The organism is Bernardetia sp. MNP-M8 (genome assembly GCF_037126285.1).
GTDB lineage: Bacteria > Bacteroidota > Bacteroidia > Cytophagales > Bernardetiaceae > Bernardetia.
Genome location: NZ_CP147012.1, coordinates 3,978,394 through 3,992,234 on the forward strand (window position 1 = coordinate 3,978,394; position 13,841 = coordinate 3,992,234).

Below are 13,841 nucleotides of genomic sequence, written 5' to 3' on the forward strand. Positions count from 1 at the left end.
AAATTTAAATAAGTATTAAAAAGATATTATTATTTAGCTTCGCTAAACTTCATTTGTATTTATCTTGTATTTCATCTTAAAAATCAGGTAAATCACTCGCTAATCAGTTATATGTATTATTAATTTTGTACGACTACTTACACTCATAATTTACCATTCACAATTTACAATTATTTTTACACTGTTTTTAGCCATTCTATAGCTTCTTGCAAATTAGAAAAAAAACGAATTGTATATTTACTTTTATCCATTTTATCGGCTATTTTTTTGACTGTAATTTGATTAAATATACTTTTTGATGCAATAACAGCAGAAGTTCTGTATCCATGTTCGTAAATTCTAGGAAACCACACTTTGTCTAACCAATCTTGATTTTTTGGACTTACAGCTTCTGATTTCAAATTATTAGCAATCATTTTGCTGCTTTTGTGTTTTATCAATAACTCTAAAAAAAAATCACACGCATCTACAAATTCTTCATGGGAAACATGACCAAACCATTCAAACTGAATTGCATTTATATCCTGATGATAATAAATTTTGCATTTAGGTTTATCATATTCAAGTGTAATTTTTTCGTCAAGCATATTTTTGTTTAATTTGAGTTGTTTTTCCTAAAAATAGAAATTTAACAGAACTCTTTTTAAGCAAAAAACGCTTAATTATTACAATCAAGCGTTTTTTATGAATTTAGCCTTTAAAGAAAATACATTTAATAACTTTCATCTTTACTAGGAAAATTCTCACTTTTTACATCCTTGATATATTCCTCAACAGCCTTTTGCATAATATCATTCAAATCAGCATAACGACGCAAGAAACGAGGATTGAACTCTTTTGTAATTCCCAGTAAATCATGAGAAACCAAAACTTGTCCATCCACTCCACCACCAGCACCAATTCCGATAATCGGAATATCAATTGCTTTTGATACTTTTTCAGCAAGTTTGGAAGGGATTTTTTCTACCACAATAGCAAAACAACCACATTCTTGTAAAATTTTGGCATCTTCAATAAGTTTTGCAGCTTCTGTTTCTTCTTTTGCACGAACGGTATACGTTCCAAACTTATAAATAGATTGAGGAGTAAGTCCTAAATGCCCCATCACAGGAACACCAGCAGAAAGCACACGTATAACAGACTCTTTAATTTCTTCTCCACCTTCCATCTTGACAGCATGTGCGCCCGATTCTTTCATAATTCGGATAGCAGAATCAAGAGCTTGACGAGAATTTCCTTGATATGAACCAAAAGGAATATCAACCACCACAAGCGCACGTTTTACACCACGCACCACACTAGAAGCATGATAAATCATTTGGTCAAGCGTGATTGGAAGAGTTGTTTCGTGTCCTGCCATAACATTTGAAGCAGAATCGCCAACTAACAAAACATCAATATTAGCAGCATCAAGAATTTGAGCCATCGAAAAATCGTATGCTGTAAGCATAGAGATTTTTTCGTTTTTATTTTTCATTTCCTGCAACGAGTGCGTAGTGATACGTTTGGCTGAGGAAGAATTAGCAACAGACATGTAAATAAATTTAGAAGGATGAATTTAGAAGTAGTACAAATATATATATATTGTATTTATTTATAGGGCAAAAAAAGATTTGCCTTTTCCTAAACAATTATCTTTTTAGTATAAAAAATAAAAATACTGATTAATTCACAATTAACCATTAATAATTCACAATTAAAAATGATTCCAACCTTGTGCTTTTATATCCATTAGTTGCTCTGAATTCATAACTACTTTTACACCTTTTTCAGCTTCATGAATATAACCAATCAAATGAACATCGACTATTTTTTCAATTTTTTCTAAATCTTCTTGTTTGATGGTAAATAAAAGTTCGTAGTCTTCGCCACCATTCAAAGCACATGTTAGAGGACTAAGTTTTAGCTCTTCTGCTGCTATTACGGCTGTTTCTTCAAAAATAGGAATGTTTTTTTCGTACAACATAGCTCCTACTTTCGACTGACGACAAATATGGTGAATTTCAGAAGCCAAACCATCCGAAATATCCATCATGGAAGTAGGCAAAACTCCCTTTTCTTCTAACTCATAAATAATATCCATACGAGCTTTTGGTTTGAGCTGTCTTTCAATGACATGTTCTGCGTTATCTAGTTTAGGTTGAGCTTCTGGCGCATCCATAAAAACTCTTTTTTCTCTTTCCAAAATCTGTAAGCCAACAAAAGCAGCTCCCAAATCGCCTGTAACACACAAAACATCGCCTTTCTTTGCTGTATTTCGATAAACAATTTTTTCTGGACTAGCTTGTCCAAGCGCAGTAATTGAAATAACTAAACCTTTTGGAGAAGAAGTTGTATCACCTCCTACCAAATCAATTCCATAATCTTCACAAGCAAACTTTACACCTTCATAAAATTCATCAACTGCCTCAACTGAGAAGCGATTGCTCAGTGCAAGACTAACCGTAATTTGATGAGGAATACCATTCATGGCAGCAATATCTGAGACATTTACGGAAACAGCTTTATAGCCCAAATGCTTCAAAGGAGTGTAAGACAAGTCAAAATGAATTCCTTCAACAAGCATATCCGTCGAAACTAAAAGTTGTTTGCCATTTTCAATTTCTATAACAGCTGCATCGTCTGCAATTCCTTTTTTGGAAGTGTTTTTTTGAAGTGGAAAATTGGAAGCTATACGTTCGATAAGTCCAAATTCGCCAAGTTTATTTATTTCTGTACGCAATTTTTATTCGTTTTTAAGTTTTTCTAGTTAGAATTAGAGTACAAAAATAGGGAATATTGAGGGAAAAAGATAGTAGGAAAGTAGAGAAGACAGAATTATATTTTATGCTTATTTTTTTGAGTTTGAATAAAATTAACTGAGATCTAATTTCCAATTTAATAATGAATCAGTTTCTCCAATAATACTAAAGTTATTTTTTTCAAGAACTTTGCAAGATGCTGTATTTATTTTGTCTGTTGAGGCAAGAATGAATTTTACTTTTGGTTGTGTCTTTGTCCATTCAATAATTCCTTTCACAATTTCGGTCATAAATCCTTTATTTTGAAATTCTTTATATGTTCCATAACCAATCTCTATTTCTCCCTCCTTATTTGGTTCGCCTACGATACATAAATCGCCTACCATTTTATTTTCAGCTATTGAAATGGCAGTCCAGAGTGTTGAATATAAATAATTTTTACTTTTATTGGCTACATTTGGAAGAATAGTTTGTTCAAGTGCTTCTTTCAATTCTGGGGATATTGTCCTTGAATTTGGTTTCAAGTCTAGTTCTTCTTCCAATGAATTATTACAATTTATATACTTTATCAACTGATTATAAGTTAATGGTTTTAAAATAAGTCGTTGAGTGGTTATCATTTCTTTTTTTAGGAGACTTTGTTCTGTTTGTGCTGTTTTTTTAGTGGTTTTTAAAAGACTTACAAAGATAAGGTGTAAGGATTTAAAAAAACATACTGATTTGAATTTATGATAAATTACCATTTTTTCTATTCGGATTGATCTTCATTATTTTTATTCTAAATCCCAAAGATTTTGGTAAATTTATACTTATTTCTAATAAAGCAAATCGCAGTAGCGTACCTTTTAAGGTGCGAATCTGTATCGTAGGCTTTAGCCTTCGGAAGAAAAAATGATCTTTTTTTATTATATTTTGTCTTATTTTCATTTTAAAGGCTAAATCCAGTGTTTCATAAGTTATCTGCTATTTTATTTTGTTCCTCAACAAGGTTTTAAAAAACTTGTTTATGTCAAAATTCTATCAATAAAGCAACTATCAGATACTTCTGAACTATAGCCCTCAATAAAGTTAAAGTGCCTGATAGTAATAAAATAATCTCAAAATACAGATAAACTTTTGAAATACGGTACTAAAATATTTAGTGTATTATCCCATCCTAAAGAGTAAGTTACATATGCAACATCGCAATTTACCTCATATTTATCCAAGAGGAGCTACCTTTTTCATTACATTTTGCCTGTATAATGCCCTTCCAAATAAAGTAGTAAAAGAAATACAAGAAGAGTATGATTTAAAGATAAATAAAATTAAAAAAGAACAGAATTCTAAAGATGAAAGAAACACATCTCTTTATAAGTTAGGAAAAAAATATTTTGCAGATTATGATATTCTATTAGAACGTTATTCAAGAGATGATGATTTCTTAAAAAACACGAAAGTAGCTCAAATAATTATCAATAAAATGAAAGAATATGATGGGAAAAGATATGATTTATTAGCATATTGTGTGATGTCTAATCATGTACATGTATTATTTTGTACAGCAGATTATGAAAATGAAACAGTAAGCAAAACGATGCAACTCATAAAAGGAGGCTCTGCTTATGAAAGCAATCAAATTTTGAAACGAGAAGGGAATTTTTGGCAGAAAGAAAGCTACGACCATTATATAAGAAATGACAACGAACTCAAGAACATAGTTCATTATATTCTAGAGAATCCTGTAAAAGCAGCAATTGTAAAAGAATGGAAACAATACCCATTTTCATATCTAAAAGATGAATTAATGTAGCGTACCTTTTAAGGTGCGAATCTGTAGCGTAGGCTTTAGCCTTCGTAATATTTTTAATTTTACCCGAAGGCTAAAGCCTACGGTACAATTTTACTCACTCTAAAGAGTAAGCTACAAAAAAACCTGTTAGATTTTCTTTTTGAAAATCTAACAGGTTTACATAATTTGTAATTGAATTATTTACTCAGCCAGTTCAGCATCAACAGCACTAACAAAATGCTTCATAAACTCTTCAATATTCATCGAACCCAAATCGCCTTCGCCTTTCTTACGAACCGAAACGGTATTTGATTCAACTTCTTTTTCACCTACTAAAAGCATATAGGGCGTTTTGGCAACTTCTGCATCACGAATTTTGCGACCGATTTTCTCGTTGCGCTCATCTACACTACCACGAATATCATTTTGACGTAATTTTTGTACAATTTCTTTTGCATAATCATTGAAACGCTCCGAAATTGGCAAAACAACAAGCTGGTCAGGAGAAAGCCAAAGAGGGAAATTTCCTGCTGTACTTTCAATCAAAATAGCTACAAAACGTTCAATAGAGCCAAAAGGCGCACGGTGAATCATAACTGGACGGTGTGGCTTATTATCCGAACCGATATATTCTAATTCAAAACGCTCTGGAAGGTTGTAATCTACTTGAATTGTTCCTAATTGCCATTTTCTACCGATTGCATCACGAACCATAAAGTCTAGTTTAGGTCCATAAAATGCAGCTTCTCCGTATTCAATGACAGTTTTTAAGCCTTTTTCTTCGGCAGCTTCTTTTATTTGAGCTTCTGCTAAATCCCAATTTTCATCAGAACCTACATATTTCGTTTTATTTTCTGGGTCACGAAGTGAAACCTGTGCCGAATAATCTGTGAAACCGAATACTTTAAATACATAAAGTACCAAATCGATAACACTTTTAAATTCGTCTTTTACTTGGTCTGGCATACAGAAAATATGTGCATCATCTTGTGTAAATCCACGTACACGAGTAAGTCCGTGCAATTCTCCACTCTGCTCATAACGATAAACTGTTCCAAATTCTGCCAAACGCAACGGTAAGTCACGATACGAACGTGGTTTTGTCTTATAAATTTCACAGTGATGAGGACAGTTCATTGGTTTCAAGAAAAACTCTTCATCTTCCGAAGGTGTTTTGATAGGCTGAAAAGCATCCTCGCCATATTTTTCATAATGTCCAGAAGTAATATAGAGATTTTTGTGTCCAATGTGAGGTGTAACAACAGGGTCATAACCACGTTTTACTTGTTCTTTTCTTAAAAACTGCTCTAAACGCTCTCTAAGCATTGTACCTTTAGGCAACCACAAAGGAAGACCCAAACCAACACGTTCAGAAAAAGTAAACAATTCTAGTTCTTTTCCTAATTTACGGTGGTCTCTTTTCTTAGCTTCTTCTACTTGCGTTAAATATTCTTTTAATTCTTTTTCTTTTGGAAATGTAATTCCGTAGATACGTGTGAGCTGCTGACGGTTTTCATCGCCACGCCAATATGCACCAGCTACATTCAAAAGTTTTACGGCTTTTATGCCAGAAGTATTTGGAATGTGAGGTCCACGGCACAAATCTGTAAAATTACCTTGTGTATAGAAAGTGATTTTGCCATCTTCTAAGGCTTCAATCATTTCTAATTTATATGGATCTGATTTTTCTGTGAAATAAGAAATTGCATCAGCTTTCGAAACTTCTTTTCTTACAAATTCGTTTTTTTGTTTGGCAAGTTCTTTCATCTTCGCTTCGATTTTGGGCAAATCATCAGAAGAAAAAGTTTTTTCACCAAAATCAACATCATAATAAAAACCGTTTTCGATAGGAGGACCGATAGCAAATTTTACATTTTCGTAAAGAGCTTCTAAGGCTTCGGCTAAAAGGTGGGCAGAAGAATGCCAAAACGCCATTTTTCCGTTGTCGTCATTCCATGTGAGGAGTTTTAAAGCTGTTGTTTCTGGCAATGCTCGGGTAGAATCCCACACTTCGCCATTTACTTCGGCTGCCAGCACATTACGTGCGAGTCCTTCACTGATACTTTGTGCTACCTCAAAGGCATTTGTGCCTTGTGGATACTTTCGGATACTTCCGTCTGGAAGAGTTACATTAATTTCGCTCATAAAAATTGGTTAGTTGTCGCTTACAAACGCAACAACATTAGGGTTAGAAATAAATCAAAGCTACAATTCCTTGATTTTTTTATTTTAAACCGTCGTTGAGACTCAAATGCAGCTCTCAACGAGGATTTGATTACAAATATCTATAAAATAAATGTAGAATTATCTTTCAATCTTGCTATTTTTCAGAAAATTATCAAATTTAAGAAAGTGTCATATATATACAGAGTCAAAATTCTAAAACTGATCAAATTTATAAAGTATTATTGCTTTTCAATCCAAAAACTACCTCCAAAGTGCTTATAACAAAGAGGCATTTCTTTAAAGCTATCTGCATATAATCGATGCAAATAATCTGGAAAAAGTATAATTTTATACTTTTCATTATACATTAGAAAGGCTTTTAATATATAGTTTTCATTCCAGTTACGTCCTTCAAAAACCCACTTTTTGTGGTATTCAAAGGGGTAAAAGATATCATGAATATGAATAAAAACACCTGACTTTAGTGCAGGTAAAACTTCAAATAATAGATAATTGACATCACTTCCTGTTTTGGATACATGTGTACTATCAATAAATAGAATATCCCCAGCTTCTAGTTCTTCAAAAACGCTTAAAGGAATATTTTGTACTATATCTTTCTTGATTATACAGTTTTGTTTATCTTTTTGAGTTAAGAGACTATCTAATCTTTCTGTATCAGGGTCTATAAAAGTAAGATGAATTGAATTATCAAAAAATAGTTGATTAACATCCAAAATTGATGCAGAAGAAAATCCAGATCCCACTTCAATAATTTTTTTGGGTTTTATATGACGCATCATACCATATAAAATGATTCCATCTGTATAATGATAGAAGTTATTTTCAAAATAGTATCGTATCCCTTCTTTTTGATAGGGTTCAAATGGCATTTCAGGATATAAAGCAGATATTTTTTTAAGAAGCTCTAGCTGTTCTGGTGTATTTAGGTCAATACCTGCTATTCCATCTTTATATTGGTTTTTCCATATTTCATCTTGCTTTTCCTCTGCTTCTTTTACCAAAACTATTGGAGAATAATAATGACCTGCTGGCACAAACGCATTATTGTTGTAATGTTCTACTTGTTTATGGAGAGTTTTAATATAAGGTAGCTTATTTACTATATTTTTTATATATTGTTTAAATGCCATTTTGTTCTAATGAATTAATTTAATACAAAAAAAACGAACTTTGAAAATATTCATGAATTTTGTGAAGTGAAAAGTTAATTAAACGATTATTTTGTTAAAAAACAATATCGGATAACTGCAATACATATACTCTTTTTTTAAAATAAAATGTAAAGTAAATTTACAAAAGTCTTATTAATTATATTTTTGAAACTCTAAAATAACTTTACTTGCTTGATAAGCAGACTATTAATAATTGTAAATAATATAAACATGCAAGTTAATTAATGCTACAAAACCTTATAGATATATTTAACAATCTACCACTACTCTTATATTTAAGTCTTTTACAAACTGAAGTATCAATAAAGTTTTATGATTGATAAGTTTATCTTTGGACAAAGTTAATGGAAAAAACTTTCTTCTAATGAAGGCTAAGGTCTTTAGTACTTTTTATTCACACTCCAAAGAGTATACTACAAATATCTAAAAATAAATGTAGAATGATAGGAATATTTTATTCTTACTCTATTTTAATTAAAGCAAATGATTGGAATAAAATTATTTTTCAATGAATTTAAAAGAATTTAGAAATTCATTCATAGAATCATTTTCATCTTTCAGAGGAATGGTAACAACCTGAATTGCTATTTGTGATTTTCCTTTAAGAAGTATTCTCTGTTTAATCATCATCTTTCCTTCTTTTAAACTTTCTTTGGTTTCAATTCCACTAATTCCACTAACAGATATTTCTTTTTTACTTATCAGAGTAGATTGTCTTCCATTAAGACCTGCTCTAATAATACTTAAATAATATTCATCTAAATCAAAACCAACATTTTGTGTGATATCTTGTGAATATGTGAGGGTGCTAACCATATAAGCAATATTTTCATCATTTTCTAATTTTGGTTGATAGCCTTCTAAAACAATTCTTACATCACCATATTCAGTAACTGCTTCCGTTTCTTTTATCTCTGTAGGGTTATTAAATTTAATAGTATATATTTTTTCAGCATTTTCAGTCTGTACTTCTGCTTTTGGATTAGGCTGTGTATTAATCAGCTCAAACGAATCAAAAAACGCATTAATGCCTAGGTTGAAATTTTTTTCTTCCTTTGTATTTATGGTAAGAATATAAACTCTATTATCAACTAAATACATTCTAGTTCTAGAAAACATACCTGTTTGAATATCTTTAAATCGGAACTCTCTTCCTGTATATCCTAATACTTTTTGGTTCAAAAGTCCTATTAATTCAACCTTTTTGGAATTGAGAGCCATGGAATTAAAGGTAGCAAAAAAATTATAGGTATTCTCTGTACTGATTATATCAGTAAACTCTTTTGGGTAATCTATATAGCTTACATTATATGAAATATTATCATCTAGTTTGGGTTCTGATATAAATACATATTGAGTTGTTTCTCCTTCCAAAGTAGTAAAAGGTTCTTCTTTTAGGGTAGGTTTCGTAGGAAAAGAAATTTTAAACCTTCCTTTTTTATCCTCAAATTTATTTACTTCTTTTTTGACTTGATTACATGAAAACAAGACAAAAATACAGACTAACAGGTTTAAATATACTTTCATTTTTTTGTTTGGTTTTTAAACTTATAGGTAGCTTAAAAAAAACTATTTCTCTTCTAACAAACTCACCGTTTTTGCATCAGCATAATTCCAAGAAGCCCAAGAGTATTTTTTTTGTTCTTGCAGATACGTTTCAATACGTTCATCTAAATATGTTCCATAAGTATTTACATTAGGCGAATTACGATAAGAAGAAATACCTCTTTTATCAGTTTCAAAATATTGTCTATTTTCCCTTAAAATCGGCAAAGTTTGGTCTGAGCGACTGAGCATAAATCCTAAATCAATTTTAGCTTTGCTTTCTACTGTTTTACATTTTTCAATATTATATTTGACAATCAACATATCCCAATTTATACAAGCCATAAAAACGAGCATTGCATAAGTTGCCCAACTATTTACTCTCCATAAATAAAAACTTGATTTGTGTTCCTTAATTTTTACAAATAAAGAATACAAACCATAGGTCGTCAAAGCCAAAAAGAGCAAAACACCAATTCTTTTGTAAGCCAATCCATGTTCAATGATGTAATAGTACGTTCGGATAACTACAGAAATTACTAAAATGGTATTTTGGAAAATCCAAACATAAGCTAACTTTTTAAGTAATTCGTTTTTGAGGTAGAAATTTAGATTTTTACGAAAAAAATACATCAAAATACTCATAGAAAGTAAAATACTGATTATTAACATATACGTTCCCTCATGAACTAATTCTGCTAGATTTCCAGCTTCATCAACCTCAAAATTCAGCCATAAAAATTGAATATCAATACCATTTACAACTAATAATAAAAGATTTACCATTGCAATCAAGAGTATTCCAGTTTGATATTCTTGTTTCAAATCCATAATTTTAAAAGTAGTATTTTTTTGTGTTTCCAGTAATTCCATTTCCATTACTCGTCTTTCTCTGCTCAACTCTCTTCTTAGTACATCTGTTTTCATACTTTCCCATAGAGCAACTATAAGAGTAGTTTCACGTTTGACAAGACTTACCAAAATTATAACAGCTCCAAGAAGTAGAAACAGAATTTTCAAAAAAGAAAAATCAACAAACAAATTACTCAAGATATCAAATAATTGATTGCCTAAATTATTCGTCATTTTGTTAAAAACTGGATTAGCTATCTTAAAAATCATAAAAAATATACTAAAAGCAATTAAAGGAATAATCAGAAGACGAAGTTTGCGAATAGAGGATTTTGGAATAGTAGCAGGAGCTTTAATAAAATTGATTTGCTCTAAAAAAGAATGATGTATAGACACAAGAGCCACTAAACTACTCCAAAAAGCAGAACTAAGTAAACGAAGATTTCCTTGTTGGAAAAAACCTAACATCAAACAAAAAGATACAATATGAGCAATTTTACTGATTATAGAATTATGAATAAGTACCATAATTCCTGTAACGAAAGTGAAACCAATAGCTATTCTAACAGTTTGATATTTAAAACTCTTCCTATGAAACAACAAGAAAGTTCCTATCAATAGATTTGAAAATATAAATAGATTCAAACCCAACATTTCATTCCAAAAAAGAGCATTAAAAATCACTAAAAGAAGTAGCATTAAAGCACTTTTTAGAGTTTTTATTTCCACGATACTTTTTATATTACTTTTCATATAATGAGAATTTTAATAGCTGTATTTTTTTAGATAGAAGTGAGATAATACAAAATTACATGAAATTTGGAGGTAGTCCCACAAATGTAAGTTTATTTACACTATTTTTATGTTTTACTCATCAAAAAGAAAGTAAGAAGTCTGTATAGAGTGTAATGTTAAACAAACGAGAATAAGGGTTAATTACTAAGTAAAACAAAAAACTAAAAAATCACTTTATACTTATGGCTGACAAAGAACAAAATTTACTACCATGAAAGACTACAACTTTACTCGTCCAATAGATAAAGATACTCATGAATTTTCTGATGCAACTTCGCTTTTAAAAGATTTTGAAAACGGAAAAACTACTTCACTTAATTTGGTAGAAAAATCGTTGCGAAACATTGCAGACAATCATGAAAGGCTAAATGCAATGATTCAACTTTTTGCAAAAGAAGCCTTAGAAGAAGCAAAAAAAAGCACAGAAAAAGATAATTCTACAACACAAAAACGAGGGAAATTAGAAGGAATTCCTATTTCACTCAAAGAGCCTATAGGTTTAGAAGGACAAGAAGTAACAGGAGGCTCAATGCGAATGCCAGCCAAAATAGCTGAAAAAGATGCTTTAGTAGTTCAACGACTAAAAAAAGAAGGTGCAATTATTATTGCTCGCACTAACACACCTGAGTTTAGTTTTGGACACGAAACAAGAAGTCCACGTTTTGGAGTTACAAATAATCCGTATGTAGAAGGATATATCCCTGGAGGTTCTTCAGGGGGAGAAAGTGCCTTGATTGCTTCTGGTGGGTCGGTTATCGGAATTGGAACAGATGTCGGTGGTTCTATTCGTTATCCTGCTCATTGTTGTGGTTTGGTAGGATTTAAACCTTCTGGAAGAGCTGTGAGTAAAAAAGGAATTTTTCCATTTATAGAAAGAGAAGATTTTTTCTTAAATGACTGGTTGGCAGTAGGACCAATTACACACTCTGTTAGAGATGCAAAACTAGTTTATGAAGTAATTGCTGATAAAATCCCAACAGATAGCAAAGATTTAAGTAATGCAGAGCTTATCATAAGTACAGATTTTGATACAGAAATAAGAAGCGAAACAATAAAAGAGGTTTTGATTAAGGCAAAACAAAGTCTTCTGAACGAAGGTTTACAACCTAAAAATATAACTATTGAAAACATCGGAAAAATTCATTGGAATTTTGGTAAAATGATGATAAAGGCAATGAAACTAGGTTTGAAAGATTGGTTGAGAAATGATAAAGATGTTGGTATTTCTGTTTTTGTGGAATCTTTACGCAGAGTAATTGGAGAAAAAACCGTTTCAGGTGAGATTTATTCCGTACTTTTGGCTTCTAAATTTTTAGAACCTTCGGATAAAGAATTGAATAAAATGATTCAATTTTATCAAAAAGAAAAAGAGAATTTATACAAAAAAATAGGGCAACGAGGAGTTTTGCTTCTTCCAACTTCTGGAGATATTGCACTCAAACATCAGCAGACAATGCAAATAGATATGTCGCCACTTGTTCCAAATATCTTTTCACCCATGATTTTTACTAATGTTATGGATTTGCCTTCTATTACTATTCCTGCCTGGAAATATAGAGATAGAAAAACAGGTTTGCCCACTTCGGTAATGCTTTGCTGTCTGCCAAATAGTGAAAACTTACTTTTTGAAGCTGCATCAAAACTGGAAAGCATTTTGAACTAAATTTTAATTCTCTTACTAAAACAAAATAATTAATACAGTCTATCTAATGTTACAATTTTTCAGATATATAGCAAATTCTAAAATTTTAGTTGTGATTCTTCCTTCTATTATATTTGTAGGCTTGTTTGTCTTTTTAAAATTTTTCTTTGTTCTTTTTTCTGACCGTCATCAGCTTAAAGTTTCTACTCCTTCTGAAAAAATTGTTTCTACTATTCGTAAAAATATCGGAAAAAAAGATTCTTCTAAAAACAAAGTTGAAAAAGATACGCTAGTAAAAAAAGATAATTATTACGACCAAAAAGGAACTTATCGCACCCAAGCTATAAAAAAAGATACAACACTGAGGAAACCAAATAAATAATTTTTTATGGGCAAAGAAATAGAAAGAAAGTTTTTAGTAAATCATAAAAAGTGGAAAGATAGTGAGAAAAAAGTAGGGCAATTTTTCCGACAAGGTTATTTATTGACAGACCCAAACAAAACAATCAGAGTAAGACAAACAACTGAAAAAGCCTTTCTGACAATCAAGGGATTATCAATTGGTGCTACACGTCCTGAATATGAATATGAGATTCCACTTCATGATGCGAAAGAATTATTAGATAATTTTTCAATTTCTGAATTATCAAAGATTAGATATGAAATCTTGTACGAAAATAAAATTTGGGAAGTTGATGAATTTCTTGGAGATAATTCTGGACTTATAGTCGCAGAAATTGAATTGGAAAGTGAAGATGAAAAATTTAGCATTCCGTCTTGGGTTGATGTAGAAGTTACAGGAGAAGACAAATACTACAATTCCAATCTAACTATTGAGCCTTATAAGAATTGGAGAAATAAAGTTTAAGCTGGTTATAAAAAAAGGATTTTATTTAGTCATAACATTTGAAAAAATCGCTAACCTTGATATTTTTTCTCAACAACAGCAACGTCTCGTTGACAGTTTAAAAATGAGAAAACCACCTGTCGTTGAGGCTTCGCTATCAATAAGGTTAAAAAAAATAGCACAAAATTTCAATCTTCAAAATTGTTACAATCTCTATTCAAAAGGCTTTTTTAAAGAACATTAATACAAAATTTCAAAAAAAACGAGAAAAAGATAAAAACTTTTG

The 13,841-nt window shown here is 30.9% G+C and carries 12 protein-coding genes; 4 read left to right on the top strand and 8 right to left on the bottom strand.

Annotation, left to right across the window (positions count from 1 at the left end):
• Positions 1-176 precede the first annotated feature (176 nt).
• The 4 genes from V9L04_RS16200 to V9L04_RS16215 all read right to left on the bottom strand — a co-directional run bounded on the left by V9L04_RS16200 (position 177) and on the right by V9L04_RS16215 (position 3,361).
• Positions 177-587 (bottom strand): STAS/SEC14 domain-containing protein, encoded by a 411-nt coding sequence (locus V9L04_RS16200; protein ID WP_338790905.1) that lies wholly within the window; start codon positions 585-587, stop codon positions 177-179.
• A gap of 125 nt (positions 588-712) precedes the next feature.
• A complete protein-coding gene (gene panB, locus V9L04_RS16205) occupies positions 713-1,534 on the bottom strand; it encodes a 3-methyl-2-oxobutanoate hydroxymethyltransferase (protein ID WP_338790906.1) in 822 nt (273 codons plus the stop codon).
• A 162-nt stretch (positions 1,535-1,696) separates the two neighbouring features.
• A complete protein-coding gene (thiL, locus tag V9L04_RS16210) occupies positions 1,697-2,722 on the bottom strand; it encodes a thiamine-phosphate kinase (protein WP_338790907.1) in 1,026 nt (341 codons plus the stop codon).
• Positions 2,723-2,854: 132 nt separating this feature from the next.
• Positions 2,855-3,361, bottom strand: coding sequence for a GNAT family N-acetyltransferase (locus V9L04_RS16215; protein ID WP_338790908.1), 507 nt, complete (start codon positions 3,359-3,361; stop codon positions 2,855-2,857).
• 554 nt (positions 3,362-3,915) lie between these two features.
• Here V9L04_RS16215 and V9L04_RS16220 point away from each other — a divergent pair.
• Entirely contained in the window at positions 3,916-4,533 is a 618-nt protein-coding gene (locus tag V9L04_RS16220; protein WP_338790909.1) for a transposase, read from the top strand.
• A 180-nt stretch (positions 4,534-4,713) separates the two neighbouring features.
• On the opposite strand, the gene thrS is transcribed toward V9L04_RS16220, so the two are convergent.
• The 4 genes from thrS to V9L04_RS16240 all read right to left on the bottom strand — a co-directional run bounded on the left by thrS (position 4,714) and on the right by V9L04_RS16240 (position 11,024).
• Entirely contained in the window at positions 4,714-6,657 is a 1,944-nt protein-coding gene (thrS, locus tag V9L04_RS16225; RefSeq protein ID WP_338790910.1) for a threonine--tRNA ligase, read from the bottom strand.
• 260 nt (positions 6,658-6,917) lie between these two features.
• A complete protein-coding gene (locus tag V9L04_RS16230) occupies positions 6,918-7,832 on the bottom strand; it encodes a class I SAM-dependent methyltransferase (protein ID WP_338790911.1) in 915 nt (304 codons plus the stop codon).
• Between the two features lie 540 nt (positions 7,833-8,372).
• Positions 8,373-9,401 carry a hypothetical protein gene (locus tag V9L04_RS16235; protein WP_338790912.1) on the bottom strand — a complete coding sequence of 343 codons (1,029 nt, stop codon included), beginning with the start codon at positions 9,399-9,401 and terminating at the stop codon, positions 8,373-8,375.
• A gap of 42 nt (positions 9,402-9,443) precedes the next feature.
• Positions 9,444-11,024 carry a DUF4173 domain-containing protein gene (locus V9L04_RS16240; RefSeq protein ID WP_338790913.1) on the bottom strand — a complete coding sequence of 527 codons (1,581 nt, stop codon included), beginning with the start codon at positions 11,022-11,024 and terminating at the stop codon, positions 9,444-9,446.
• A gap of 253 nt (positions 11,025-11,277) precedes the next feature.
• On the opposite strand from V9L04_RS16240, the gene V9L04_RS16245 reads away from it, so the two are divergent.
• The 3 genes from V9L04_RS16245 to V9L04_RS16255 are packed head-to-tail and all read left to right on the top strand — an operon-like array spanning position 11,278 to position 13,576.
• Positions 11,278-12,729, top strand: coding sequence for an amidase (locus tag V9L04_RS16245; protein ID WP_338790914.1), 1,452 nt, complete (start codon positions 11,278-11,280; stop codon positions 12,727-12,729).
• 46 nt (positions 12,730-12,775) lie between these two features.
• Positions 12,776-13,090 carry a hypothetical protein gene (locus V9L04_RS16250; RefSeq protein ID WP_338790915.1) on the top strand — a complete coding sequence of 105 codons (315 nt, stop codon included), beginning with the start codon at positions 12,776-12,778 and terminating at the stop codon, positions 13,088-13,090.
• Positions 13,091-13,096: 6 nt separating this feature from the next.
• Positions 13,097-13,576, top strand: coding sequence for a CYTH domain-containing protein (locus tag V9L04_RS16255; protein ID WP_338790916.1), 480 nt, complete (start codon positions 13,097-13,099; stop codon positions 13,574-13,576).
• Positions 13,577-13,841 lie beyond the last annotated feature (265 nt).